We start from the raw sequence: 26257 nt of genomic DNA on the forward strand, positions 1-26257 counted from the left end.
ACGAGTGCCGTCCCTCGATCCGACCGTCAGCCCCGAGTCACCCGACCTGAGCGCCGCCCTGGTGGCGCTGCAGAAGCGCGCGCTGGGCGTGCTGGCGGGGCTGCCTGCGGACGCCCTCGAGCTGGGCGAGCTGTTCCGCGCGGCCGGCCACGAGCTGGCGCTGGTCGGCGGACCCGTGCGGGACGCGTTCCTCGGCCGGACGTCGGCGGACCTCGACTTCGCCACGTCGGCGACCCCGGACCAGACGGAGTCGATCCTCGCGCGCTGGGGTGACGCGCACTGGGACATCGGCAAGGAGTTCGGCACCATCGGCGCCCGGCGGTTCGCCGGCCGCCGCTCGTCGCTGGCGGAGGACGTCGTCGTCGAGGTCACCACGTACCGCACGGACGAGTACGACCCGGCGTCCCGCAAGCCGCAGGTGGCGTTCGGCGACTCGCTCGAGGGTGACCTGTCCCGCCGCGACTTCACGGTGAACTCGATGGCCGTCCGCGTGCCGGAGCTGACCTTCGTCGACCCCTTCGACGGGCTGACCGACCTGGCCGCAGGAGTGCTGCGCACCCCGGTGGACCCGCGGCAGTCGTTCGACGACGACCCGCTGCGCATGATGCGCGCCGCCCGGTTCGCCGCGCAGCTCGGGTTCGCGGTCGATCCTGCGGCGCACGCGGCGATCGTCGACATGGCCGACCGGATCGCGATCGTCTCCGCCGAGCGCGTGCGCGACGAGCTGAGCAAGCTGCTGGTCTCCGCGCAGCCGCGGGCCGGGCTCGAGGTGCTGGTCGACACGCGGCTGGCGGAGCACGTGCTGCCCGAGCTCCCCGCCCTGCGCCTGGAGATCGACGAGCACCACCGGCACAAGGACGTGTACGAGCACTCGCTGACGGTGCTGGACAAGGCGATCGCCCTGGAGACCGGCCCCGACGGCGCGGTGCCCGGCCCTGACCTGGTGCTCCGGCTGGCGGCGCTGCTGCACGACATCGGCAAGCCGAGGACCAAGCGGCTCGAGGACGGCGGCGGCGTCAGCTTCCACCACCACGAGATGGTCGGCGCCAAGCTCGTGGCCAAGCGGCTGAAGGAGCTGCGGTTCGACAAGGCGACCGTGCAGGCGGTCGCGCGGCTGACCGAGCTGCACCTGCGCTTCCACGGCTACGGCGAGGGCAGCTGGACCGACTCGGCGGTGCGCCGCTACGTCACGGACGCCGGCCCGCTGCTGGAGCGGCTGCACCGGCTGACCCGGTCGGACTGCACCACGCGGAACCTGCGCAAGGCGGCCCGGCTGTCCGCGGCGTACGACGACCTCGAGGCCCGGATCGCGCAGCTGCGGGAGCAGGAGGAGCTCAGCTCCATCCGCCCCGACCTCGACGGCACGCAGATCATGGAGATCCTCGGGCTGGCGCCCGGGCGCGAGGTCGGCGAGGCCTACAAGCACCTGCTCGAGCTGCGGATGGAACGCGGTCCGCTGGGGTCGGAGGCCGCGCGCGAGGAGCTGCTCAGCTGGTGGGCAGCGCGCGCCTGACCACGAGCAGGCAGACGTCGTCCTCCTGGTACGGGCCGATGAACCTCTCCACCAGCCGGTCCTTGACGGTCGTGGCGTCGACGTCGTCGGGAAGCGACGAGAGCTCCGCGGTGAGCAGGGCGATCCCCTCGCGCAGGCCACGGTCGCGCCGCTCGACCAGTCCGTCGGTGTACAGGACCAGGGTCGCGCGCGGGGGCACGTCGATCGTGGCCTCGGCACCGCCCGGACCGGCGAGGCCGATCGGCGTGGACAGACCCTCGTCCAGTGCGCGGACCTCGCCCCCCGCCAGGCGCAGGAGCGGCGGCGGGTGCCCCGCCCGTGCGTAGGTGACGTGGGCGCCCTCCCCGTTCGGACGCCAGCGCAGGTACGCGCACGTCGAGATGTCGGCGATGTCGAGGCCCCGCACCAGCTCGTCGGCTCGGGCCAGGACCTCGCCCGGCGACGACCCTTCCCACGCGTAGGACCGCAGCAGCGAGCGGAGCTGGCCCATCGCTGCCGCTGCGCGCAGGTCGTGGCCGACCACGTCGCCGACGGCGAGCCCGATGGCGCCGTCCGGCAGCGGGAGCACGTCGAACCAGTCCCCGCCCACCTCGGCCTGGCGGCCGGACGGGATGTACGCGGCAGCGACGTCCAGCCCGGGGATCTCGGGGATCTCCGGCAGGAGGCTGTGCTGCAGGGTCAGCACGGCGGTGCGCTCGGCCAGGAACAGCCGGACGTTGTCGAGCGCCAGCCCGGCCCGGCGCCCCAGGTGCGCGGCCGTCACCACGGCGTCCGCACCGAACCCGTCGACCGCCACCAGGGTGAGCACGCCGAGCACCCGGTCGCGCGCGCGCAGCGGCACCACCATGGCCTGACCCAGGCCCAGCCGACGCAGCAGGTCCAGCTGGTCGGGGGTGGTCCGCCCGGGGAGCGACGCGGTGTCGATGGCGTAGGGGGTCGCGACGAACCCGGGGCTGCTGGTCAGTGCCTCGGCGATCTTGGGGGCGCGCGTGAGCCAGCTGATGTCCTGGTTCGCCAGGGCCCGGACGGTCTCGCGGTCGTGCAGGTCACCGGCGACGAGGTGCACGCGGGAGAACCGACCGCGGTCGTCGGTGATGGCGACGAATCCCCAGGCCGCCAGCGCGGGGATCGCGATGTCCCCGAGGGCGTCGACCGCCGCGTCGTAGTCGAGGTTCTTGGCCAGCTCGTCGCTGATGTGGGCGAGCAGGTCGAGCCGGGCCGCCGTCTCGTCGACGAGGTCGAGCTCGAGGTCCCGCACCTGGTCGGCGGCCACCCGCTCGGTGACGTCGGCCTGGATCCCCACGTGGTGCGTCACCCGCCCGGTCTCGTCGACGACCGGGCTGATCACCACCTGGTTCCAGAACGGGGAGCCGTCGCGACGGTAGTTGCGGATGACGGCCGCGACCGCCCGCCCGTCGTCCATCGCGGTCCGGATGCGCCCGACGGCGATCGGGTCGGTGTCCGCGCCCTGCAGGAACCGGCAGTTGCGGCCGAGCACCTCGTCCGCCGGGTAGCCGGTGAGCCGGCTGAACGCGCCGTTGACCCACACCAGGGGGTCGTCCGGCCGTAGCGCGTCCGAGATGGACAGTGCGAGGTCGCTGGAGAGCACGGCGTTCAGCGGCAGGTCGTCCTCGTGCTCGACCACCTTGTCGTCGCTGCTCACGAGGCCAATCGTGCCTCGGTGACCCGCCCCGCGGGTACCCCCCGGGAGGCCGATCCGTACAGCGCGGCGAACCCGGCGTACGCGACGGCGAGCACGAGGAAGAGCCCCTGGGAGTAGCCGGTGTCGGGCAGGGTGACGGCCCCGAGCGCGGCGGCGCCGACGAACGCGGCGTTGTACAGGACGTCGTAGAGCGCGAACGCCCGGCCGCGGAAGGCGTCGTCGGTGTCGCGCTGCACGATCGTGTCCACCGCGATCTTGGCGCCCTGCGCGGCCAGACCGAGCGCGCCGGCGGCGACCAGCACCGCGACCCGGGACGCCGAGGCGACGAGCAGCAGCTGGCTGACGGCCGCGAGGCCGAGGCAGAGCACGATCCACACGTGCGGGCCGGTGCGCGGTGACAGCACGGGCGTGAGAACCACCGCGAGCACGAAGCCGGCCGCCGACGCCCCGAGCACCAGCCCGAACGTCCGCAGCCCCTGGTCCGCGTCCGCGGGGTCGGACAGCAGGTTGCGGGCGATGAGGATGCTCGCGATGAACGTGACGCCGTAGAGGAACCGGTGCGCGGCCATGATGCCGAGCGCCCGGGCGGGGGTCCGCCGCTCGATCAGGTGCCGCGCGCCAGCGACCAGCCCGTGGGCGAGGTTGCTCAGTGCCGCCTTCATCTGGCGGGCGTCGGCGCGCTCGTCGGGGCCCAGCCGGTCCTTGCCCAGCCGGGTGGCCAGCGCGGCAGCGGCCGCCATGACCGCGGCGGCGACGAACAGTGCGGCTCCGTCGCGGGTGTGACCGGCGGGGAGCACCAGGCCGAGCACGAAGCCGATCCCGGCACCGACACCGGCCGCGGCGGCACCGAGCGTCGGGGTGAGCGAGTTGGCGGTGAGCAGCAGCGGACCGTCGACCGTGCGAGGCAGCGACGCGCTCAGCGCCGACAGCAGGAACCGGTTGATCGACAGGTTGACCAGCGCGAGCACGTAGACGGCCGGCCCGACCCCGTCCGTCACCATGATCAGGGCGATGACCACCGTGATCCCGACGCGCACGAGGTTGCCGACGAACAGCACCTGGCGCCGGCGCCACCGGTCGAGCAGGACGCCTGCCCACGGGCCGACGATCGTGAACGGGAGCAGGAGGACGGCGAACGCGGTCGCGACACCGGCCGCGGTGCTGGCGTTCTCCGGCGAGAAGAAGAACAGGGTCGCGAGCCCGACCTGGAACATGCCGTCGGCCGTCTGGCTCACGAGCCGGACGGCGAACAGCTTGCGGAAGTCCTTCAGGGGCCACAGGGCCTTGAGGTCGGCGATCACCTGCACCGAGTCATCCTCCCACCCGGGCGCGGCCCCCCCGTCCGACGTCGCGGGACCGGACCGTCGACGCCCAGACGGCCGCCGACGGGCCGTCCTCCTTCACATCAAGCAGACGGCCGCGGGTGCCGATCCAGGTGAGCACCCCAACTTTTGCGGGCCCTGCTCCGTTCTTGTTGGCGATGTCGGCCGACGATGCGAAGAGATGAGGGCACGTCCGGTGAGTGCACGGTGGGAGACGCTGCTCGAGGAGCTGGTCCGCGAGCGGTACACGCGACTCGTCGGCCACGCCATGCTCGTGTGCGGATCGCGGGACGACGCCCAGGACCTCGTCCAGGAGGCGTTGATCGCGACGTTCGCCGGCCGGGCCCGGTTCAGCTCGATCGCGCAGGCGGAGCAGTACGTGCGCCGAGCAGTCGTCACGCGGTCGATCGACGAGTCCCGTCGGCGGAGCAGCGAGCGGGGAGCGGCCGCCCGGCTCGGTGCCCGGCCCGCGCCGCCGGTCGAGATCGAGGCGCGCGGGCTCGGAGCGGACGTCCAGCGCGCGCTGCAGACCCTCGCCCCGCGCGAGCGGGCGTGCGTCGTGCTGCGGCAGGTCGAGGACATGTCGATCCGCGACACGGCGGCCGCGCTCGGGCTGACCGAGGGTGCCGTGAAGCGCTACACGGCCGACGGGACCAAGAAGCTCGACGCGACACTCGGGACCAGCTCGGACCACCGCGAGACGGCCGACGTGCGACTGACCGGAGGTGCGGCATGAGCGCTGAGCTGGGTTCTCTGCTGGTACGGGCGGCCGAGGAGCTGTCCCCGATCGACGGCCTGGACGACGCGCGTCTGTCGCGCGTCGTGCGCACCGTACGACGGCGGCGTGTGCGCCGGCACGCCGTCGAGTCTGCGACCGGGGTCGCCGTCGCGAGTGTCGTCGGGACGGCGGTCTGGGCCGGGCTGCGGCTCGCGCCGGCGCCGCAGCCCGCGACGCCGCCGGTCACGTCGGAGCCCACGGTGTCCCCGACGCCATCGGCCACCCCGACCCCGACCCCGACCCCGTCTCCCACACCGACCTCCGCGCCGACGTACCTCCCCGTGCCGGCCACCTTCGGCCAGCCCGCCTCGGAGCCGGTCACGGACGCCATCCTGAGCTCCGCGACCGAAGGGTGGTCGCTGGTCGTGGACCAGCCGACGTACTACGTGGGATCGACCGGGGCGGGGGTGTCCGGCACACCCGCCCTCTACCTCCTGTCCCCGACGGCCGACCGGTACAGGCTCGTCGACCTACCGAACGGTCCGACCGTGCGGGTGAGCCAGCTGCAGCACTGGAAGGCAGGGGATCGTCGGGCGCTCGTCGAGGTCTACGTCGGAACCACCGGCGACGACGGCGAGTTCCAGTTCACGGGCACGGCCCCCCGATGGATCGACCTGCTGACCGGGCAGATGACCGACGTCGTCTCGCCTGGGCAGGCTTCTCGCTGGGTCGGCATCGACTCGACGGGGTCGACGGTGTGGCAGGACAAGGACGGGTTCTACGTCGTCGCACCCGACGGCACGACCAGGATGTTTCTCGTGTGGTTCGACGGCCGACCGAGGTGGGATCCGACGCGCAGCTGGTACGGAAGCGCGAACCTCCTGCAGAACTGGGCGACCGCCAAGCAGATGATCGTGAGTCAGCCCGCGGGGGGCTCGTGCATGGTCGTCACATGGCTGGACGCGTCGAGCCCCGTCGTCAGCTGCTCGGACGGCACCGGTGCGTCCGTGCTCCGGCGGACGACGACGGTGGTCGCCGCCGAGGGCGCGGACACCATCCTGCCCGCGGACGCCCTCTTCGCGGATCCCGATCTCGCCTCGGCGCGGGACCTCAGCCTCCTGCCCGACGGTCGGCTGGTCGGCATCGCCGGCGTGGACGGAGTCTGGGGTGTCTACATCATGACCACCTCCGGGCAGACCACGCTGCTGCACGACCTGAGCGAGCAGGACGAGGGCGAAGGCGGGTTCAGCTCGCTGACCGTCGCCGGCGACGTGGTGTACGTCATCGACGCGGTCGGGTTGACGGCGCACGACGTGTCGACCGGACGGTCCGTCGAGCTGGCGTCGATCCCGACCGAGTCGGGCGCCCCGTACGGTCTCGGAGAGATCCTCTGGGTGTCCGGCACGCAGTCCTGGATCCCGGGGACGTCCTACTGACCCGGCCCGGAAGCCCACCGATCGCCGGGGTGCCCGACTGGTGAGCGGCCTCGGTTCGTGGGTACTCGCCGGGTAGGGGCACGACGAAGGCGCGCACCCCCGCGGGGATGCGCGCCTTCGTGTCAGATCAGCGGGTGAGTCGAGCTCAGCGCTCGCGCTCGCCGCGGATGAAGGCCTCGACCTGCTGGCGACCCTCGGTGTCCTCGGTCTGCACGGGCGGGGACTTCATGAAGTACGTCGACGCCGACAGGATCGGGCCGCCGATGCCGCGGTCCTTGGCGATCTTCGCGGCACGGACGGCGTCGATGATGATGCCGGCCGAGTTGGGCGAGTCCCAGACCTCGAGCTTGTACTCGAGGTTCAGGGGCACCTCGCCGAACGCGCGACCCTCGAGGCGGACGTAGGCCCACTTGCGGTCGTCGAGCCAGGCGACGTAGTCCGACGGGCCGATGTGGACGTTGCGGTCCGACTTCTTGCCGCCGAGCGGGCCGCTCAGGTTGGAGGTGACGGCCTGCGTCTTGGAGAGCTTCTTGGACTCCAGGCGGTCGCGCTCGAGCATGTTCTTGAAGTCCATGTTGCCGCCGACGTTCAGCTGGTACGTGCGGTCCAGCACGACGCCGCGGTCCTCGAACAGGCGGGCGAGCACGCGGTGCGTGATGGTCGCGCCGACCTGCGACTTGATGTCGTCGCCGACGATCGGGACGCCGGCAGCCTCGAACTTCGCGGCCCACACCGGGTCGGACGCGATGAAGACGGGCAGGGCGTTGACGAACGCGACGCCGGCGTCGATGGCGCACTGGGCGTAGTACTTCGCGGCGATCTCGGACCCGACGGGCAGGTAGCAGACGAGGACGTCGGCACGGGCCTCGCGCAGGGCGGCGACGATGTCGACCGGCTCGGCGTCGGACTCGGTGATGGTCTCGCGGTAGTACTTGCCGAGGCCGTCGTTGGTGACACCACGCTGCACGGGCACGCCGAGCGGCGGGACGTCAGCGATCTTGATGGTGTTGTTCTCCGAGGCGCCGATGGCCTCGGACAGGTCGAATCCGACCTTCTTCGCGTCCACGTCGAACGCGGCGACGAACTCGATGTCGCGGACGTGGTAGTCGCCGAACTGCACGTGCATCAGGCCGGGCACGGTGCCGCTCGGGTCGGCGTCGGCGTAGTAGTGCACGCCCTGGACGAGCGACGCGGCGCAGTTGCCGACGCCGACGATGGCGACGCGGATGGAGGTCATCCTCGCTCCTTCTCGGTGGTTCGCGCGGGGGCGACGTCGTCGTCCTCCACGGGTGTGTCAGCAACGGCCGGATGACCGGTGCCTGCGGGACGGGTGCGGCGCACGCCGCGCTCGTTGTCGATCAGCCCGTCGAGCCAGCGGACTTCACGCTCGACCTGTTCGAGGCCGTGCCGCTGGAGCTCGAGGGTGTACTCGTCCATGCGCTCGCGGGTGCGGGCGAAGGACTGGCGGACCGTCTCGAGGCGTTCGGTCAGGCGCGAGCGCCGACCCTCGAGGATCCGGAGGCGGGTCTCGGCGTCGGTCTGCCCGAAGAAGGCGAACCTGACGTCGAAGTTCTCGTCCTCCCACGCGGCCGGTCCCGACGACGCGAGCACCTGCTGCAGGTGCTCCTTGCCGTCGGCCGTCAGCTGGTAGACGATCCGGGCACGCTTGGACGCCACACCGTGCGGGGTCGCGAGCGACTCGATCCCCTGGATCCACCCGCGGTCGACCAGCGACTTGAGGCAGGGGTACAGGGAGCCGTACGACAGGGCGCGGAACGACCCGAGCACGAGGTTGAGCCGCTTGCGCAGCTCGTAGCCGTGCATCGGGGACTCGTGGAGCAGCCCGAGGATGGCCGGCTCGAGCACGTCGGAACGACCGCGCACGGGGGCACCTCCTCGGGATGTTGGTGAGTCGATGTATCAACTCGATACATCCGGAGAGTATGTCGAGAACGAGGATACGAGCAAGTCCGGCCCCCACGGTGACCCCCGTCACCTCTGCCCTCCCAGGTGCGGCGGCGGTTCGCGCACGGCGTGCCGATCATGTGAAGGCTCGTCGGATCCACGCCTGAGCCCTCGCGACCGGGACAGGGAGGTCCCCCATACTGAGCAACGCGGCTGACGCCTGCCCGGATCCGGGCGGACCGGCCGGACCCAGTCGTCGGACGGAAGGCAGCGCGTTGGCAGGCACGAATCGGAGGGCACCCGCTCGGGGCAAGCGCACCGCGCCCCGCGGCACGGCGACCTCGTCGCGCAGCAGCGCCCCCAAGCGTCGGTTCTTCGACTACCCCCGGTCGGGCTTCCACGGCCTGCACCGCTGGCTGCCCTCGTGGCGGTTCATGGTCGGCACCATCCTCGCGGTCGGTTTCCTCGGTGCCGGCGCGGTCGCCGGTGCGTACGCGTACACGAAGGTCCCCGACCCGGCCGACGACACCCGCGCGCAGACGACCACCGTCTACTACGCCAACACCGACGGCAGCCAGGGCGAGGTCATGGGCACGTTCGCCGCCCAGAAGCGCCAGCTCGTCGACTACGCGACCCTGCCTCCGTACGTCGGCCAGGCGGTCGCCGCCGCCGAGGACAAGACGTTCTTCACCAACAACAGCGGCGTCTCGATCACCGGCATGGGCCGCGCGCTCCTGAACAACCTGCGGGGCGGCGCGACCCAGGGCGGGTCGACGCTGACGCAGCAGTACGTCGAGCGGTACTACGTGGACAAGACGACGACGGACTACGTCGGCAAGTTCAAGGAGACCCTCCTGGCGATCAAGATCGCCAGGAAGGAGACCAAGCCCCAGATCATGGGCCGCTACCTCAACACCATCTACTTCGGGCGGGACACGTACGGCATCCAGGCGGCGGCGCAGGCCTACTTCGCCAAGGACGCCAAGGACCTCACGCCGTCCGAGGCCGCCCTGCTGGCCGGGATCATCCCGTCGCCCAACAACTGGGACCCGCAGGTCAGCCCCTCCAAGGCCGAGGCGCGCTGGAACATCGTCCTCGACTCCATGGAGGAGGAGGGCTGGCTGGCGCCCGCGGACCGTGCGGCGATGACCTTCCCGCTGACCGTGGAGTACAAGCGCGCGGACTCGATGGGCGGCACGGCGGGGTTCTTGCTCGAGATGGTGCGCAACGAGCTCAAGCGCGAGCCCCTCGCCCTGACGGACGACGAGATCAACCGCGGTGGCTTCCGGGTGCAGACCACCATCCAGAAGCCGCTCCAGGACGCGGCCGTGGCGACCGCGAACGGCTTCCTCGACGGGACGCTCCTGGACCAGGACGGCGCCGCGCCGCCCAACCCTGCGATCCGGGTCTCGGTCTCATCGGTGGATCCGCGGGACGGGGCGATCGTGGCGCTCTACGGCGGCCGCGACTACCTCACCGACCAACGCAACGCCGTCACGTACGACAAGGTGCAGGCCGGTTCGACGTTCAAGCCCTTCACCCTCCTCGCCGCGCTCCAGTCCGGGGTGTCCCTGACCGAACGGTTCAGCGGCAAGTCCCCGCAGACGCTGGACGGGTGGGACTCGACGTCGAAGAAGGTCAGCAACTTCGGCGGCACGTCGTTCGGCAACATCGACCTCGTCGAGGCGACCGCGCAGTCGGTCAACACGGTGTACGCCCAGCTCAACCTCCAGATCGGTCCGGAGAAGACGGCCGAGGCGGCCAAGCAGGCCGGCATCAGCACCGTCGTCGAGCCCAATGCCGGCAACGTGCTCGGCAGCACCTCTGTGCGCCCGATCGAGATGGCCACGGCCTACGCGACGATCGCCGCCAACGGGACGCGCCACGACGCCTTCATCGTCCGGTCGGTCACCAACCCCAACCAGACCGTGGCGTTCGAGCACCCGGACACCTCCGTGCAGGCGTTCTCGCCCGACGTGGCCGCCGACGCCACCTACGCGATGACCCAGGTGGTCGAGAAGGGCTCCGGCAAGGACTGGATCAAGCCGCTCGGCCGCCCGATCGCAGGGAAGACCGGCACCTCGACGGACAACAAGTCCGCCTGGTTCGTGGGGTTCACCCCGAACATCGTCACCGAGGTGTCGCTCAGTCAGACGGGCGCGGACGGCAAGGCCCAGGACACCATCACGCCGTTCGGCAAGACGAAGAGCGGCCGGACGATCGAGGAGATCACCGGCGCGACGTGGCCGGCGTTCATCTGGCAGTCGTACATGAACGTGGTCTTCGCGCAGCCGCCGTACGCGGCCGTGGTGGACTTCCCGCCCCGGGCCAACGTCGGCTCCAAGCCGACCACGACGCCGACCCAGGCGCCGACCGAGACCGCGGCTCCGACGGAAGCCCCCACCGAGCAGGCGCCGACGGAGGTCGCCGTCCCCTCGGGGCTCGAGGGCAAGCTCGAGGCCGACGCCACGGCGGCGGTCGTGAACGCCGGGCTCGTGGCAAACGTGGTCTCCGAGCCGTCGGACACCGTCACGTCGGGGCGCGTGATCCGGGTGGACCCGAAGGGCGGTTCGACGGTCGCCTCGGGGAGCGCGGTCACCCTCGTCATCTCCACCGGGCCGAAGGCCCAGCCGACGCAGCAGCCGCCGCCTCAGCCGACTCCGACCGAGACGGCAGCAGTCCCGTGATCCTCGGCGAGGGTCGGCCGTCCGCCCCTCGCTGGAGCTTCCGGGCCCCTGCTCGTCCACAGCCGATTTCGGCGGTGGCCCCGGGCCGGGTAGCCTTGGAGATTGCTGTGCCCGGAGGGGACCGTCGTCATGGACGGATCGCTCCGCGCAGCGACGCACACACCCTCCTGCCACGGATCGACCGTGGCCGCTGAGACCAGAGGAGGTGGGTATGAGCCTGCGTCAGTACGAACTCATGATCATCCTTGACCCCGAGATCGAGGAGCGCACCGTTGCTCCGTCGCTCGACAAGTACCTGACGGTCGTCAAGACCGACGGTGGCACTGTCGACAAGGTCGACATCTGGGGCCGTCGTCGGCTTGCCTACGACATCCAGAAGAAGTCCGAGGGCATCTACGCCGTCATCGACTTCCACGCGACGCCTGCGACCGCCAAGGAGCTCGACCGCCAGCTCGGCCTCAACGAGGTCGTCCTGCGGACCAAGGTCCTGCGCGCCGACGCCTGATCTCTTGTGGGCGGCCGCCCGTAATGTGCGGCTCCACATCTTCCGACTGATCGAACGAACGAGGAGCTGGGCATGAGCGGTGAGACCGTCATCACGGTGATCGGGAACCTGACCGGGGATCCCGAGCTGCGCTTCACCCCCTCGGGGGCAGCTGTCGCGAACTTCACCGTCGCGTCCACCCCCCGTACGTTCGACCGCCAGAGCAACGAGTGGAAGGACGGCGACACGCTGTTCCTCCGCTGCTCGATCTGGCGGGAGGCGGCCGAGTCGGTCGCCGAGTCGCTCACCAAGGGCACCCGCGTCATCGTGACCGGCCGGCTCGTGCAGCGCTCGTATGAGACCCGCGAGGGCGAGAAGCGCACCGTGTACGAGCTCCAGGTCGACGAGGTCGGCCCGTCCCTGCGCTACGCCACGGCCAAGGTCACCCGGACCCAGCGTTCGGGTGGCGGCGGCGGTGGCTTCGGCGGTGGCGGCGGCGGCGGCTTCAACGGTGGCGGCGGCGGTGGGTTCGGCGGCTCCGGCGGCGGTGGCGGCACTCAGCAGGACGACCCGTGGGCGACGCCCGCGGGTGGTGCTGGCGGTGCCGGCTACTCCGACGAGCCCCCGTTCTGATCGGCGCCTGACACTCAGACATTCCCCATCCCTGGGCACGGCAACGCCCAGGGCTCCAGCAGACAAGGAGCACCACGATGGCCAAGCCCGTGGTTCGCAAGCCCAAGAAGAAGTTGAACCCGCTCAAGGCGGCGAAGATCGACGTCGTCGACTACAAGGACACTGCGCTGCTGCGCAAGTTCATCTCCGACCGCGGAAAGATCCGCGCTCGCCGGGTGACCGGTGTGTCCACGCAGGAGCAGCGCGCGATCGCGCGCGCTGTCAAGAACGCCCGCGAGATGGCCCTGCTGCCGTACTCGTCGTCGGCACGCTGAGAAAGGGGACCATCATGGCGAAGATCATCCTGACCCACGAGGTCACCGGTCTCGGTGAGCCCGGCGACGTGGTCGAGGTGAAGGACGGGTACGCCCGGAACTTCCTCGTCCCGCGCAGCCTGGCGACGCCCTGGACCAAGGGCGCCGAGAAGGACGTCACCGCGATCCGCAAGGCCCGCAAGGCCCGCGAGATCGCGACGCTCGACGACGCCAAGGCGATCCGCGACTCGCTGCAGAGCAAGCCGGTCGTCGTGTCGGCCAAGGCCGGCGAGTCGGGCCGTCTGTTCGGTGCCGTCACGACCTCCGAGATCGCCGAGGCGGTCAAGAAGTCCGGCGCTCCGCAGATCGACAAGCGGAAGGTCGAGATCGGCCAGCCGATCAAGGCCCTCGGCGAGTACCAGGTGTCGGTCCGTCTGCACGCAGACGTGTCCGCGACTGTGACCGTCAAGGTCGTCGCAGCCTGAGCTGAGCACTCCTGAGGAGCGCCCCGTTCCCCTGAGGGGAGCGGGGCGCTTCTATGCGCCCGTCACCATCCAGGCCGTGCCGCGGGCGCGCCAGCCGGTGGTCGACGCGCGGGCCAGCATGAACACGCCCGCGAACGCGGCCCAGAGCCACGCCAGCCCGGCGGCTCCCGGCGGCGCGGCCTCCCGGACGGCCAGGGCGAACGGCACGTAGACCACCAGCGTGGCCATGCCGGCCCACGCGAGGAACCGTCCGTCGCCGGCGCCGATGAGCACGCCGTCCAGCACGAACACCCAGCCGGCCATCGGCATGGTCACCGCGGCGACGACGAGCGCGGCGACGGCGGCCCGGCGGACGTCGGCGTCGGACGTGAAGAGCGGGACATACAGCGCTGACAGCCCGCCGACGACGAGACCCAGCGCCGCCCCCGCCCCGACGCCCCACTGCAGGGTCCGGCGCAGGATCGCGCGCACGCGGGGGACGTCGGCGGCGCCCAGGGCGTGCCCGACGAGGGCCTGCGCGGCGATGGCGAGGGCGTCGAGCGCGAACGCCGCGAGCCCCCAGACCGCGTTGACCACCTGGTGCCCGGCCAGCTCGACCGCGCCGAGGCCGGTGGCCACCCACACGGTCAGCAGGATGGCGAGGCGCAGCGACAGCGTCCGGACGAACAGCGGGGTGCCGGCGCGCGCGTTGGCCCAGATGCCGCCGGCGGCCGGCCGCAGCTGTGCACCCGTGCCGCGCGCTCCCCGGACCACGACCACGGTGAGCGCCACGGCCATGCCCAGCTGCGTGAGCGCGGTGCCGAGCCCCGACCCGGCGATCCCCATGCCCACGCCGTAGACGAGCAGGATGTTGAGCGCGGCGTTGACGACCGCACCGCCGGCCGCCACGACCAGCGGCGTGCGGGTGTCGAGCAGCCCGCGCAGGGCGCCCGTCGAGGCGAGGACCAGGAGCATCCCCGGCAGGCCCGGCGACGACCAGCGCAGGTAGATGACGGCCTGCTGGGCGACCTCGCCGGACGCCCCGAGCGCCTCCACGAGCCAGGGCGCGCTCAGCCACGTGGCCGCCGCGAGCACCACCCCGAGGCCGAGCGCGAGCCACATCCCGTCGACCCCGACCTGGAGGGCGCCGGTCCGGTCCCCCGTTCCCAGGCGCCGGGCGACGGCCGCCGTCGTGGCGTAGGCGAGGAACACGCACAGCCCGATGACGGTCATCAGGACGGTCGACGCGAGCGCCAGACCGGCCAGCGGGGCGGTACCCAGGTGGCCGACGACGGCCGAGTCGACCAGCACGAAGAGCGGCTCGGCGACGAGTGCGCCGAGCGCCGGGACGGCGAGCGCGAGTATCTGCCCGTCCAGGCCTTGGGGTCGGTGTCCGACAGGTGAAATCTCGGCCAACCTTTCTCGCGTCCACAGCACGTGCACAGCGTTTGCCCGGGTGAGAGGCAGATTCGGGCGCCGATTCACCCGCTCGTCCACACCCCTGTCCACGGCCTGTGGACAAAATCGGACACGATCCACAGCGCGACTCACAGTAGGCGAGCGTTCCTCCACAGACGCGCCGGTGTCCCCCCACAGCCGAAGGTCGTGTCGCCCACAGGCGCGCGCGCCGGTTTGGCGGCGCTGCCCGGGCCCCCTAACGTCGCGTGTGCGGGACCTGCCAGAGCACGGATGTCAGTACCCCCATGGAACATGTGTACGACGACGACGATGGGGATCAGGTGACGATCGAGGAGCTCGAGTACGGCGCGCCGTCGGGCACCCACCGCGGCGGTGGCGGCGGCTACGACCGGACCCCTCCGCAGGACCTGGACGCCGAGCGCTCGGTGCTCGGCGGCATGATGATCTCGAAGGACGCGATCGCGGACGTCGTCGAGCAGATCCGCGGCACCGACTTCTACCGCCCGGCGCACGAGGTCGTGTACGACGCGATCATCGACCTGTACGGCCGCGGGGAGCCGGCCGACGCCATCACGGTCGCGGACGAGCTGACCAAGCGCGGCGAGATCCAGCGCATCGGCGGCGCCCCGTACCTGCACACGCTCATCTCGTCGGTCCCCACCGCCGCCAACGCCGGCTACTACGCACGGATCGTGCGCGAGCGGTCGGTGCTCCGCAAGCTCGTCGAGGCCGGCACCCGCATCGTGCAGCTCGGCTACGGCACCGACGGCGGCGACGTCGACGAGATCGTGAACAACGCGCAGGCCGAGGTCTACGCGGTCACCGAACGCCGGTCGTCCGAGGACTACATGATCCTGGGCGACATCATCGGCGGTGCCGTCGACGAGATCGAGGCGGCCGGCCACCGCGGCGAGGGCATGATCGGTGTGCCGACGGGGTTCTCGGACCTGGACCGACTGACCAACGGGCTGCACCCCGGGCAGATGATCGTCCTGGCCGCCCGTCCCGCCATCGGCAAGTCGACGATGGGCATCGACATCGTCCGGTCCGCGTCGATCAAGCACGGCATGACGTCCGTCGTCTTCTCCCTCGAGATGAGCCGCAACGAGATCACCATGCGTCTGCTCTCGGCCGAGGCGCGCGTGCACCTGCAGAAGCTGCGCAACGGCCAGATGGGCGAGGACGACTGGGCCAAGATCGCCGCGACCATGGGCAAGATCTCCGAGGCGCCGCTGTTCATCGACGACTCCCCCAACATGTCGCTCATGGAGATCCGCGCCAAGTGCCGGCGGCTCAAGCAGAAGCACGACCTCAAGCTCGTGGTCATCGACTACCTGCAGCTCATGTCGTCGGGCAAGCGCGTCGAGTCCCGCCAGCAGGAGGTCTCGGAGTTCTCCCGAGCGCTCAAGCTGCTGGCCAAGGAGCTCGAGGTCCCGGTCATCGCCATCTCGCAGTTGAACCGTGGCGCCGAGCAGCGCACCGACAAGCGCCCGCAGATGAGCGACCTGCGTGAGTCGGGGTCCATCGAGCAGGACGCCGACATCGTGATCCTGCTGCACCGCGAGGACGCGTACGAGAAGGAGTCACCCCGCGCCGGGGAGGCCGACCTGATCGTGGCCAAGCACCGAAACGGTCCGACGGACACGCTCGTCGTGGCGTTCCAGGGTCACTACTCGCGCTTCGTGGACATGCAGGCCTGACTGCCTGCTGCTCGAAGCGCGACAGGTGTCGAGATGCAAGATAGTTTGAAAATCGGGCCCGGATACTTGAAGTATGGCCGCGGACGTAGCAGCACGAGCTTCCGCCGGGTCTCGGACGCAGGTGGCGCTCAGGTTGGACCCGCCGCCGTCATCTGCGCTCGCCTCTAGGGTCACCTCATGAGCGAGCCGGACGAACCCGTACCCGCCGACGGGGTCGAGATGATCGACCCCACCTGGTGGGTGGCCGCGTACGAGGCCGCGGGAGCGGGTTCCGAGTTCGAGGAGCCGGAACAGGTCTCGCTCCACTTCTTCGCCGCAGCCAACCAGGCGTCCGAGACGTTCGGGCCCGACGCGCTTCAAGCGCGGGTGTTGGCGGTCCTCGCGCGGGCAACATCGTCAATGTTGGAACCCGATGACTGGAGCGATCCCTACAGGCCGATGTGGGAGATGATCGACGGCGGGCGCAGCGTCCTGCCGCGGGACCTCAGGCCGGAAGAATTGGCTCTGCTCGCGCTGATCGCCCCGATGCTGACTCCCGCTCCGCTGCGCTCGCGCGTGGCCGACATCGCCTGGGCTTACGGCGGACGTTCCGATCCTGGGCTGCTAACAGTGGCGCTCGACGCGTACCTCGATGTCCCGATGAGTTCCGATACATGGCGTCGCAGCGGAGAAGCCGGGTACCGACGGGCGTTGCAGATCGCACGACGCTGGAGGGCCGCAGACGTCGTCACGCGGCTGGTGGATGCGTTGCGGACGTTTGTCCTGTCGTCGCGACAGGCCGACGAGTGGGCGGTCGTCGGGGCAGCCGAGCTGCTGAGGGCGGCTGCTGGCCGGCCGAGCGCCGAGGAGGCGGCCGATGTCGTTGCGCACCTCTGGGCGCTGACAGAGACGGCTGCCCCTGATCTTGGGCGCGCTCTGCTGCGCGAGGTGGTCGAGTGGCAGCGTCGGCATGACGCCGATTCCGCGAATGAGGCTTTAGAGACGATCGCTGAGTTGTACTCGGTCGAAGCCGAATCACGCCTGCTGCACGACGGGTCGGCGATGGTTGCGAGCCTCTCCGTCGAGAAGGCGATCGCCACCCTGCGTCGGCTGCCCCGCAAGTACCGAGCCGCTCGTGGCATCGAGCCTTGGCTTCGCGAGCTCCGACGTGAGCTCGTCGACTTGCGAGAGGAAACCCTGGAGGAGATGAGCATGATCTCCAGCGAGGGCCCAGACGTATCCAGTTTCGTTGCCGCCGCCCAACGGTCGGTCTCGGGAACGGACCGGCTCGAGGCCCTCGTGCGGCTGGCCACCGTCGCGCCGCTGATCGACTTGCCGTCGGAGCTGGATGACGAGCGAGATAGAGCCGGCAGGCTGTTCTCCCGCATCTTGGGCAGCACGATCTTCGCTGGCGATGGCCGCAAGGTCGGCCGTCAGGACGGCATCAGCGGCAGTGGTGTCACGGACGAAGAGGCACTCCGGGGTGTCGCCCGCAATTTCAACCAGCGAGTCGGACTCACGGTCCAGGTTCTCATTCACCCGGCATGGCAGGTCGTGGCCTCTGAGCAGCGCTACGACATGGCCTTCCTCCTCCAGCTGTGCCGGGAGTCACCCCTCGTTCCGGCCGGGCATGAGGGCCTTTGGGCGCGCGGCCTGCTGCACGGCCTGTCGGGTGATTTCCCTTCGGCGGTGTCAGTCCTGGTGCCACAGGTCGAACAGCTCGTGCGTCGGCACCTCAAGCTCGCAGGCGTCCACACCCTGTACGTCGCGGAGGACGGCACCGAGCAGGAGAAGGCCCTCGGTTCATTGCTGGAAGCACCCGAGACTGAAGCAACGTTCGGTCGGAACTGGACGTTCGAGCTTCGGACGTTGCTGAGCGAGCAACTCGGCGTCAACCTACGCAACGACCTCGCCCACGGGCTGCTGGCGGATGACGGGTCGTGGAGTGCGGCGGCGGTATATGCGACCTGGCACTGCCTCAAGCTGGTCGTCCTCCCGTATCACGCGGTCCGTAGCGACGGAGTTGCCGCGGCTGCCGGAGACGGTCCGGATGGGGAGCCGCTGGGTCCTGGCGCGTAGCTGGCGCAGGCAGCAGACCGGTGATCGCGCGGCACGGAGCCGCACTGACCGTCACCGCGAAGGCTTCCGCCGCGTCGGCCCGCACGCCATGCCACCGAGTACGTCGTGGCGGCCCGCGCCGCGGACGTCCGGCAGACGGAGCAACCTTTCGGCCACCCGCTGCGTGTTCTGGGCATGACGACGTTGATCGGGGGCGTACCGGTGGAGCCGGACGGCATGGTCGAGGTGATCGTCGACCACACGCTGCACGATCGGGCGGCGGAGTTCACGGCGTTCATGGTCGAGGCGGAGCCGCTGCTCAATCGCATGGCATGGCTCCTGTGCGGCGACGTCCACCGTGCCGAGGAGCTCGTGCAGCAGGCTCTCGTCCGCACGTACGTGGCCTGGCCCCGAGCCCGGTCGGGCGACCCGCTGGCCTACGCGCGCAAGACGCTCACCAACCTGCGCATCGACACCTGGCGTAGGCACCGACGAGAGCTGCTGACCTCGCCCGAGGGAATGCCCGAGCTCATCGCCGCCGGTGGAGCGGGCACTCACACGCACGCCGACCGGGACGTCCTCGTCCGCGCCCTGCTCCAGCTCAGCCCGCGTCGGCGTCGGGTGGTTGTCCTGCGGTACCTGCTGGACCTGTCGGAGCGTGAGGTCGCTGACGACCTGAGCATCTCGGTGGGCACCGTGAAGTCCACTGCGTCGCGCGGTCTCGACCAACTTCGCACGCTCTTGTCTGTCTCTACGGTCGCTGAGGAGTCCCGATGAGCAACGACGACGCCTTCATCGCCCACCTGAAGAATCTCGAGACGCCGGCGCCGCCGCTGCCCGTCGACCACCGCCGCGTTCTCGCGGCCGGTCGCCGCCGACGCGGGACGCGCGCGGTCGCTGTCTCCGCCATCAGTGCGGTCGCGGTCGCAGGGCTGGTCACTGCGGCGGTGGCCGCACTGCCGAGTACGCGCGACGCCGCTCCGCCAGCGACGACGGCGACGACGGCGACGACGGCGACGAACACACCGACGACCGCGCCCGCCCCGGAGCCGTCGCCGACGTCCGCGCACGCTGTGATCGACCCGGTGACCGGTCTGGTCACCACGCCCCTCTCAAGCTTCCATGCCAGCCAGCACGACCTCGACATCATGATGAGCGCGTGGGACCTCGCCCGGTCGCGGTGCATGGCCGACGCCGGCTATGCCGACAACTTCGTGTTCGCCGTCACGCGCACCCCCGAGCCGGACCTGTCGAGGCAGTACGGCATCTGGGACCGAGACGAGCTCCGGCAGCGCGGGTACGCAGGCCCGACCTTCGATCCGTACGACGGTGAAGGCAGCGAGATCCACGTCTCCTCACCTGCGGTCGACGCGGCGATGCAGACGTGCGCGGACCAGGTACGGCCGATGGGTTTCATCTTCGAGCCCACCTCGTTCGACGACGTCGCGCCCGCCATGGGTGTCCAGTCTGCGTATCGCACGCCCGAAGGGCAGGCGGTGATCGCCGAGTGGGCCGCTTGTCTCGCTGCTCATGACGTGACCGCGCCGGACGAGGAGGGCTCGCTGCAACCCGCCGGCGTCCTGAGCACGAGCCTGCAGGAGCAGGTGCGGATCGGCCTGATCGACATCGACTGCAAGGAGTCGACGAACCTCCGTCAACGGTTGGCGGACATCGACGCCGTCAACCAGCAGGCGTACCTCGACTCGGCGCCGGAGTATGTGTCGGCGTACCGCGCGACGGTCGCAGCGGCGTTGGCCGCCTCGCGTGCGTACCTGGCGGAGGCTGGTATCGACATGCCGTAGTCCGGGCCAGCCCGGCTGTTTCCTCGGGCGGCGGGCGGCCGCCCGCGCAGCGGTTACGGGACGTCGACCGGGGGTGGCGGTGGCGACACCTCGTGCGACGTCTCTCCCGACGACCGGCCGCGTCTGCGTCGTGCGCGGAAGCGGAACCACGCGATGGCGAGCCCGACCAGCGCGACGAGCACCAGCAGGGGCGCCAGGATCGCGGCGAACGACAGCCCGACGCTCGTGGCGTCCTCGACGGTGCTCACCACGGGTCCCCCCGTGCCGAGCGTCGTGACGTTGACGACGGGCCGCGCGGCGGCCTTCGCGCCGTGCACGACGAGGGCCAGGACGATCCCGATGACGATCGGGACCCACTGGCCGGACTCGACGAACGCCTCAGGATCCGTGACGACGGTGGTCTGCGAGCTCGAGCCCGCACCGAACGCGATGCCGCCCGCGACGGGCCGCACCACCGTCTGCACGATGTCGTTGACGCTGTCGACGCCGGGGACCTTGTCGGCGACCACCTCGAGCGCCAGGAGCACGGCCAGCACGGCCAGGACCCAACCGTTGGTGAGCCACTCCCACCCGGCAGGCGGGTTGATGAGATCCGTCCACCGCGCGAGCGCCCCGATGACGAGCAGCGGGATGTACGCGTTGAGACCGGCCGCGGTGGCCAGGCCGGTGCCGGTGAGCGCCTCGAGCATGCGGCCAGCATCCCACTGCGGCCCGGAACGGCGAGCTCATGCCCCGCTGACGATCACCAGCTCGTTGCCCTCGGGGTCGGCGACCTGCCAGCGACCTTCCGACTCGTCGAGGAGCCGGCCGCCTGCTGCGAGGGTCGTGGCGAGGCGGGTCTGCGCGAGGTCCGACGGCACCGCGAGCTCGACGTGGAGGCGGTTGCGCTGCCGGCGACGCTCCGTCTCCGACGTGTCGATCTCCTGGAACACCAGCACGGGGTTCAGCCGCCGCGGATCGATGATGTCGGTGTTCCAGTCCCGCCGGTCGGGGGAGTATCCGAGTGCGGCGACCCAGAACGCGCGGACCGCGTCGACGTCGGCGGCGTCGAGGAAGAGCTGGGCGAAGCGCGGCAGGCCCGGATCCGCCGTCGCCCCGAGCTCGCGGGCAGCCGTCTGGAGGGTGGCGGCGAGGTCGGTGAAGTCGAGCTCGAGGCCGTGGGCATCGTCGACCCACTGGTCCTTGCCGCTGTCGAGGATCACGAGCCCGGGGCGCAGGTCGATCAGCAGCGGGAAGCCGGCGTCGTCGGCCAGCGCCGCCGCCGCGGTGGCCAGGTCCCGCTGCTGCGTCGGCGAGGTGGTGCGGTAGCACGCCATCGCGCTGAAGACCGCCTGCCAGTCGGCCGTGCCGCTGCCCTCGCCGAGCGCGTCGCCCGGCACGAGGTCGACCTCGTTGCCGTCGGGGTCGGCGTGACAGACCCCGTACGAGCCGTATGCCTCGCCAAGACCCGCCTGCTCGACCGCCCCGGCCGGCCGCACCACGTCGAGGTGGATGCGGTTCCGCAACGGCCGTGGCTCGGTCGACGACCGCAGCCGTATCGCGGGGTCGCGCCGCAACGGATCCGCCAGACCGCCGTCCTCCCCGGGCGCGTAGTCGAGCGCGCGCTGCCAGAACGGCCTGATCGCCGACGGGTCCGCGGAGTCGAACACGATGCTCAGGTGCTGCAGGACCGCAGGGTTCGCGACCAGCCCGAGCTCCCGCGCGGCCGCCGACACGGCCTCGGCGTGCTCGTCCGGGTCGAGGCGCACCCGGACGCCTGTCGCGCGCACGTCGACCACGGCCTCGGTCGACAGCTCCACGATGCGCCCGGCCAGCGCAGCCCCGCCGACCAGCGACGGCGCGTCGAACCACGCCGTCGCCACGCCGTCGACCACGCGCCAGTCCGTTCCGGTCCCTGTCGAGTCCATCGGACGATCTCCCTCCGGATGACGGTCGTGGTCAGTATTCCGGGTCGGGTGGAGTTGGGCCATGGAGCCCTCGGAGGGTCGCCCCTACGTCGTCTTCAGCTCCTCGGCGAGCATCACGAGGATGCCGCTGGGGCCGCGGACGTAGGTGAGCCTGTAGACGTCCTCGTACGTCGCCACGCCGCGGAGCGGATGGCAGCCGTGCCTCGCGGCGATCTCCAGGGCTGCGTCGATGTCGTCGACGGAGAAGGCGACGCGGTGCATGCCGATCTCGTGGGGAGCGTGGGCTCCGTCTCGATCGCGTCGGGGTGGATGTACTCGAAGAGCTCGAGGCGACCGTGAGGCCGAGGTCGGTGAAGAACGAGATCGCTTCGTCGAGGTCACGGACCGCGATGCCGACGTTCTCCAGCCTGATGGGCACGTCTGGATGCTAGCGAGGCGGCCCGGACAGCCCGATCTCCGTGGCCGGATGGGTCGCGCCCCAGCTCGCCAGCATGCGGAGGCCGTCCTCGTCGGGTGAGCCGGCGGGGGCGGTGAAGGTGATCAGGGTGAGGCCCGGGTCGACGGGGAGCTCCAGCACCTCGAAGTCCAGGTGCAGCTCGCCGACGACGGGGTGTCGGACGTGCTTGCGCCCGGTGCGGTGCAGGCGGACGTCGTGCGCGGCCCAGCGGGTGCGGAACTCCGGGCTCTGGGTGCTGAGCTCGCCGACCAGGTCGCTCAGCGCACGGTCGTAGGGGTCACGGCCGGCCTCGGTGCGCAGCTGGGAGACGGCGTCGTCGGCGGCACGATCCCAGTCGACCCAGAAGTCGCGGGCTCGGTCGTCCAGGAAGGTGAACCGGGCGTGGTTGGCCGGGGTGTCGGCGGGGTGGGGTGTCGTGTAGACGGGTGCGAAGAGCGCGCGACCCAGGACGTTGGCACCGATCGCGTCGAGGCGGGCGTTGTTGACGATGGCGGGGACGGTCTCGCCGATGAGGTCGAGCAGGCGCTGCACGCCCGGCCGGACCTGTTCGGCGGTCGACCTACGGCGCGACCGGGTCGCCGGCGCAGCGGCGCGGGCCAGATCGGCCAGGTAGGTGCGTTCGGCCTCGTCGAGCTGCAGGGCGCGGGCCAGGGCGTCCAGGACGCTGTCCGAGACCCCGGCCAGGTTGCCGCGCTCGAGCTGGGCGTAGTACTCGACGCTGACCCCCGCCAGGTCGGCGACCTCGCTGCGCTTGAGCCCGGGGACGCGCCGGGTGCTGGCGAAAGCGGTCAGGCCGACGTCCGTCGGGGTGAGCCGTGCCCGGCGGGTGCGCAGGAAGTCCTTGACCTCGTCCCGGTTGTCCACCCAGCCACCGTACGGTCGGATCGCCGGTCCTGGGGTGGGCTGTCGGTACGCCCTCCAGCAGTGACTTCTCCAGCCTCCTCGTGGCGGGTTGCATGGCTGGTGCCGCACGAAGCGGCGGACCGAGACGAGATCGAGGCACGAGCATGAGCGAGCAGCAGCAGGTGTGGATGGTGACCGGCGCAGGCCGTGGGATGGGCGTGCAGATCGCCCAGGCGGCACTGAGCGCAGGGCACGCGGTGGTGGCCACCGGTCGCGACCCGAGGCGGGTCGAGGACGCGATCGGCGCGCACGAGGACCTGCTGACCGTCGCACTGGACGTCACCGACGCGGCCGCGGCCGAGACGGCAGTGGGTGCGGCGGTCGACCGGTTCGGCCGGATCGACGTGCTCGTGAACAACGCCGGCAACTTCTACGCCGGCTTCTTCGAGGAGATCAGCCCCGAGCAGTTCCGCGCGCAGATGGAGACCAACTTCTTCGGCCCGCTGAACGTCACCCGCGCGGTCCTCCCGGTCCTCCGCAAGCAGCGCAGCGGTCACGTCATCACGATCACCTCGGCCGCCGGGATCATCGGGCAGGAGTTCTGCGCCGCCTACGCGGCGTCGAAGTTCGCCCTCGAAGGCTGGATGGAGTCGCTCCGGTACGACGTCGAGCCCTACGGGATCAGCACGACGATCGTCGAGCCCGGCTTCTTCCGGACCGAGCTCCTCGTCGAGGGTGCCTCCTCGATCTGGCCGGAGCTGTCCATCGAGGACTACGCGGACCGCACCGCGCAGACGATCGCGGCGTGGAAGAGCATGAACGGCCAGCAGGGCGGGGACCCCGCCAAGCTCGGCGCGGCCCTCGTCACCATCGCCGCCCTCGAGACTCCGCCACTGCGGTTCGTCGCGGGGGCCGACGTCGTCGAGGGCGTCGAGCAGAAGGCGCGGCTTCTCCTCGACCAGGTCGACGCCCACCGCGAGCTGTCTTCCGCCCTGTCCCTCGACGAAGGCTGAGGAGAGCCACCAGTCACTGCCCCACGACGACCGACCCGGCGCGACGCACTCGTGCCGCTGCCAGACGTGCCTGGAAGCGGTGCGCGGACTTACGGATCGGTGGCAGCAGCTGGAACACGCTCAGCACCGCGAACACCAACGTGTTCACGCCCACGAACAGGCTCAACGCCTCGAACCACGTCGACTGGAGCACCGAGGACGGCAGTGGGTTCCACCGGCCCAGCAGGGGCGCGGCGAGCAGCACGGGCAGGGCGAACGCCGTGACCGTGGGCCGCGGGACGTAGTTCCAGCCGGACTTCTTGCCGGTGGCGATCTGCACGAGCGACGTGATGAACGTCGACTGCAGGAACAGCGCGTACCCCAGCTCGATCACCAGGGGGAACGCCACCAACCGTCCCCGCCACCCCTCAGCCCAGGCCGTCACGACGCGCTCGATCAGGAAGACCAGCCCGACCGTGGTCCAGAACGCCGACCAGCGGAACCCGTCGGCCGCGAGCAGGGCGATCGCCATGAGCAGCAGGTAGGAGTTCAGCGCGATGACCCCGTACGCGAGCCCGACCTGCTGCCACCAGTAGTGGGCGGTGGTGCGCGTCAGCCCGTACGCCGCGATGTTCTCCAGCGCACCGCGCTGCCACCGGTTGCGTTGCCGGCGCAGGTCCCGCCACGTCGGCATGACCTCGGTGACGACCCGGCACTCCGGCGGGGACGACAGCTCCGCACCGAGCGTCTTCAGCGCCAGGGTGATCTCGTTGTCCTCGGTCATCGCCAGCGTGTCGTAGACGTCCCCGGGCCGGCCGGGGATCAGCGAGCCCCTGGCCTCGGCGACGGCGCGCAGCGCGTAGGCGCGGATCACCGACGCGGTACCGGTCAGGACGAACACGTGGCCTTCCCGACGGCGGAGCACCCGCTGGTAGCGGGCGAACTCGTTGCGCTGCATCTGCCCGAGGACCCGCCCACCCTCCTCGCCGGAGAACAGACCGCCGACCGCGATCAGGTCGGGTTCGTCGTCCAGCCGGCCGAGAGCCACCTCGAGGAAGTCGGGCGTGATCGTCGAGTCGGCATCCATCACCAGCACGACGTCCGCCGGGCCGGCGGTCGGCAGCAGTCCGGCCAGCACCTGGTTGAGCGCCCCGGCCTTGGCCTGCCTGTTGCCCACGGTCTCGACGACCTCGACGCCGCGGTCCCGAGCGATCTGCACGGTCGCGTCCGTGCAGTTGTCCGCGACGACGACGATCCGGTCCGGTGCACGGACCTGCCCGAGCAGGGAGGTGAGGGTCCGACCGATGACGGCCTGCTCGTCGTGCGCCGGGATCAGGACGGTGCAGTGGACGACCAGTCCCGCGGCGGCGTCGGCGGGGATGGCGGATCGTGGCCAGGGGGGCGGGTCGTCCAGCGCGAGCGCGCGCGTGGCCGAGGCGCCGAGGACGCGACGCCCCAGCGCCGCGGTGCCGCGGGGAACCGGCTGCTCGAGCCCGCGACCCCGCGACAGGACGCGCATCGCGGCGGCGGTCTGCTGGGCCGCCATCGCGACCAGGAACGCCGCGACCGCCAGGCCCACACCCAGGACGATGATGGGCCGCGGTGCCGTCAGCTCGACGTCCACCGGCAGGATGGCGATCGTGAGCTCGGCGTCCGGGACGATCTTGGGAGCGCTCGTCGCCAGGAGCCAGATCGCGCACCCCAGCAGCAGCGCGGCGGCCAGGGCGAGCGCGGCGGTGACCCAGCCGAGCCGGGCGGCGCGACGATGCCAGGTCTGCGGCGGTGTCGGGGTCATCGCTGGTTCCGTCGCTGGGCCAGCACGGCCGTGACGAGGCCGGTGAGGACGATGATCAGGCCGAGCCAGAGCAGGATCGTGCCCAGTCCGGCAAACCCGGCGATCACGAGCGCCACCCCGACGAGCGTGATGATCAGCCACAACGGCATCGAGCGAACCCCCCGGCCAGTCGGCCACCACCGCCGTT

General features: G+C 71.0%; 23 protein-coding genes and 1 pseudogene. 13 read left to right on the forward strand and 11 right to left on the reverse strand.

Annotated features, from left to right (window positions below):
• Window positions 1–4 precede the first annotated feature (4 nt).
• Window positions 5–1513: a CCA tRNA nucleotidyltransferase gene (locus tag ASD18_RS02660; protein ID WP_082573472.1), complete on the forward strand. Its 1509-nt coding sequence runs from the start codon at window positions 5–7 to the stop codon at window positions 1511–1513.
• Here the strand turns inward: ASD18_RS02660 and ASD18_RS02665 are convergent.
• Together ASD18_RS02665 and ASD18_RS02670 are read right to left on the reverse strand one after the other, a co-directional pair.
• Complete coding sequence (locus ASD18_RS02665; protein ID WP_235522234.1) at window positions 1488–3176, reverse strand: PP2C family protein-serine/threonine phosphatase; 1689 nt, start codon at window positions 3174–3176, stop codon at window positions 1488–1490. The two genes, ASD18_RS02660 and ASD18_RS02665, sit on opposite strands and share 26 nt — an antisense overlap.
• Window positions 3173–4483 (reverse strand): MFS transporter, encoded by a 1311-nt coding sequence (locus ASD18_RS02670; protein ID WP_056086274.1) that lies wholly within the window; start codon window positions 4481–4483, stop codon window positions 3173–3175. The genes ASD18_RS02665 and ASD18_RS02670 overlap by 4 nt, the downstream gene beginning before the upstream one ends.
• 196 nt (window positions 4484–4679) lie before the next feature.
• Here ASD18_RS02670 and ASD18_RS02675 point away from each other — a divergent pair, with 196 nt between their 5' ends.
• A complete protein-coding gene (locus tag ASD18_RS02675; protein WP_056086277.1) occupies window positions 4680–5234 on the forward strand; it encodes an RNA polymerase sigma factor in 555 nt (184 codons plus the stop codon).
• Window positions 5231–6652 carry a hypothetical protein gene (locus ASD18_RS02680; protein WP_056086280.1) on the forward strand — a complete coding sequence of 474 codons (1422 nt, stop codon included), beginning with the start codon at window positions 5231–5233 and terminating at the stop codon, window positions 6650–6652. Before ASD18_RS02675 ends, ASD18_RS02680 begins: the two co-directional genes overlap by 4 nt.
• A gap of 145 nt (window positions 6653–6797) precedes the next feature.
• Here ASD18_RS02680 and ASD18_RS02685 read toward each other — a convergent pair whose 3' ends face one another.
• Both ASD18_RS02685 and ASD18_RS02690 read right to left on the reverse strand, forming a co-directional pair.
• Window positions 6798–7889 (reverse strand): inositol-3-phosphate synthase, encoded by a 1092-nt coding sequence (locus ASD18_RS02685; protein ID WP_056086282.1) that lies wholly within the window; start codon window positions 7887–7889, stop codon window positions 6798–6800.
• Window positions 7886–8536 carry a PadR family transcriptional regulator gene (locus tag ASD18_RS02690; RefSeq protein WP_056086285.1) on the reverse strand — a complete coding sequence of 217 codons (651 nt, stop codon included), beginning with the start codon at window positions 8534–8536 and terminating at the stop codon, window positions 7886–7888. The genes ASD18_RS02685 and ASD18_RS02690 overlap by 4 nt, the downstream gene beginning before the upstream one ends.
• 296 nt (window positions 8537–8832) lie before the next feature.
• Here ASD18_RS02690 and ASD18_RS02695 point away from each other — a divergent pair, with 296 nt between their 5' ends.
• From ASD18_RS02695 to rplI, 5 genes are all read left to right on the forward strand, one after another.
• Entirely contained in the window at window positions 8833–11244 is a 2412-nt protein-coding gene (locus tag ASD18_RS02695; protein ID WP_056086290.1) for a transglycosylase domain-containing protein, read from the forward strand.
• A 211-nt stretch (window positions 11245–11455) separates the two neighbouring features.
• Window positions 11456–11749: a 30S ribosomal protein S6 gene (gene rpsF / locus ASD18_RS02700; RefSeq protein ID WP_034611334.1), complete on the forward strand. Its 294-nt coding sequence runs from the start codon at window positions 11456–11458 to the stop codon at window positions 11747–11749.
• A gap of 72 nt (window positions 11750–11821) precedes the next feature.
• Window positions 11822–12361, forward strand: a complete 540-nt coding sequence (locus tag ASD18_RS02705) for a single-stranded DNA-binding protein (RefSeq protein WP_056086293.1) — start codon at window positions 11822–11824, stop codon at window positions 12359–12361.
• A 77-nt stretch (window positions 12362–12438) separates the two neighbouring features.
• Window positions 12439–12675, forward strand: coding sequence for a 30S ribosomal protein S18 (gene rpsR, locus ASD18_RS02710; RefSeq protein WP_056018476.1), 237 nt, complete (start codon window positions 12439–12441; stop codon window positions 12673–12675).
• 14 nt (window positions 12676–12689) lie between these two features.
• Window positions 12690–13139, forward strand: a complete 450-nt coding sequence (rplI, locus tag ASD18_RS02715; RefSeq protein ID WP_056086294.1) for a 50S ribosomal protein L9 — start codon at window positions 12690–12692, stop codon at window positions 13137–13139.
• Between the two features lie 51 nt (window positions 13140–13190).
• Here rplI and ASD18_RS02720 read toward each other — a convergent pair whose 3' ends face one another.
• Entirely contained in the window at window positions 13191–14534 is a 1344-nt protein-coding gene (locus tag ASD18_RS02720; protein WP_235522235.1) for an MATE family efflux transporter, read from the reverse strand.
• A gap of 323 nt (window positions 14535–14857) precedes the next feature.
• Between ASD18_RS02720 and dnaB the strand changes: the two genes are divergently transcribed.
• The 4 genes from dnaB to ASD18_RS02740 all read left to right on the forward strand — a co-directional run bounded on the left by dnaB (window position 14858) and on the right by ASD18_RS02740 (window position 20076).
• Window positions 14858–16237 carry a replicative DNA helicase gene (dnaB, locus tag ASD18_RS02725; protein ID WP_056091431.1) on the forward strand — a complete coding sequence of 460 codons (1380 nt, stop codon included), beginning with the start codon at window positions 14858–14860 and terminating at the stop codon, window positions 16235–16237.
• A 177-nt stretch (window positions 16238–16414) separates the two neighbouring features.
• The gene (locus tag ASD18_RS02730) at window positions 16415–18295 is read left to right on the forward strand and encodes a DUF4209 domain-containing protein (RefSeq protein ID WP_056086297.1); all 1881 of its coding nucleotides are present in this window, start codon (window positions 16415–16417) and stop codon (window positions 18293–18295) included.
• Window positions 18296–18469: 174 nt separating this feature from the next.
• Window positions 18470–19051 (forward strand): SigE family RNA polymerase sigma factor, encoded by a 582-nt coding sequence (locus ASD18_RS02735; protein WP_082573881.1) that lies wholly within the window; start codon window positions 18470–18472, stop codon window positions 19049–19051.
• A complete protein-coding gene (locus ASD18_RS02740; RefSeq protein ID WP_056086300.1) occupies window positions 19048–20076 on the forward strand; it encodes a hypothetical protein in 1029 nt (342 codons plus the stop codon). The genes ASD18_RS02735 and ASD18_RS02740 overlap by 4 nt, the downstream gene beginning before the upstream one ends.
• A gap of 53 nt (window positions 20077–20129) precedes the next feature.
• Here ASD18_RS02740 and ASD18_RS02745 read toward each other — a convergent pair whose 3' ends face one another.
• From ASD18_RS02745 to ASD18_RS02760, 4 genes and pseudogenes are all read right to left on the reverse strand, one after another.
• Window positions 20130–20765 carry a DUF4126 domain-containing protein gene (locus ASD18_RS02745; protein WP_056086302.1) on the reverse strand — a complete coding sequence of 212 codons (636 nt, stop codon included), beginning with the start codon at window positions 20763–20765 and terminating at the stop codon, window positions 20130–20132.
• Window positions 20766–20801: 36 nt separating this feature from the next.
• Complete coding sequence (locus tag ASD18_RS02750) at window positions 20802–21983, reverse strand: VOC family protein (RefSeq protein WP_056086307.1); 1182 nt, start codon at window positions 21981–21983, stop codon at window positions 20802–20804.
• A gap of 84 nt (window positions 21984–22067) precedes the next feature.
• A pseudogene (locus ASD18_RS02755) lies at window positions 22068–22401 on the reverse strand (VOC family protein).
• Window positions 22402–22410: 9 nt separating this feature from the next.
• Window positions 22411–23304 (reverse strand): helix-turn-helix domain-containing protein, encoded by an 894-nt coding sequence (locus ASD18_RS02760; RefSeq protein WP_056086312.1) that lies wholly within the window; start codon window positions 23302–23304, stop codon window positions 22411–22413.
• A gap of 143 nt (window positions 23305–23447) precedes the next feature.
• On the opposite strand from ASD18_RS02760, the gene ASD18_RS02765 reads away from it, so the two are divergent.
• Entirely contained in the window at window positions 23448–24296 is an 849-nt protein-coding gene (locus ASD18_RS02765) for an SDR family oxidoreductase (RefSeq protein ID WP_056086315.1), read from the forward strand.
• A gap of 13 nt (window positions 24297–24309) precedes the next feature.
• On the opposite strand, the gene ASD18_RS02770 is transcribed toward ASD18_RS02765, so the two are convergent.
• Window positions 24310–26070: a glycosyltransferase family 2 protein gene (locus ASD18_RS02770; protein ID WP_056086318.1), complete on the reverse strand. Its 1761-nt coding sequence runs from the start codon at window positions 26068–26070 to the stop codon at window positions 24310–24312.
• Window positions 26067–26219 (reverse strand): hypothetical protein, encoded by a 153-nt coding sequence (locus ASD18_RS20950; protein ID WP_156387861.1) that lies wholly within the window; start codon window positions 26217–26219, stop codon window positions 26067–26069. The genes ASD18_RS02770 and ASD18_RS20950 overlap by 4 nt, the downstream gene beginning before the upstream one ends.
• Window positions 26220–26257 lie beyond the last annotated feature (38 nt).

It is taken from the genome of Cellulomonas sp. Root137 (assembly GCF_001426725.1).
In the GTDB taxonomy this organism is placed as follows: domain Bacteria; phylum Actinomycetota; class Actinomycetes; order Actinomycetales; family Cellulomonadaceae; genus Cellulomonas.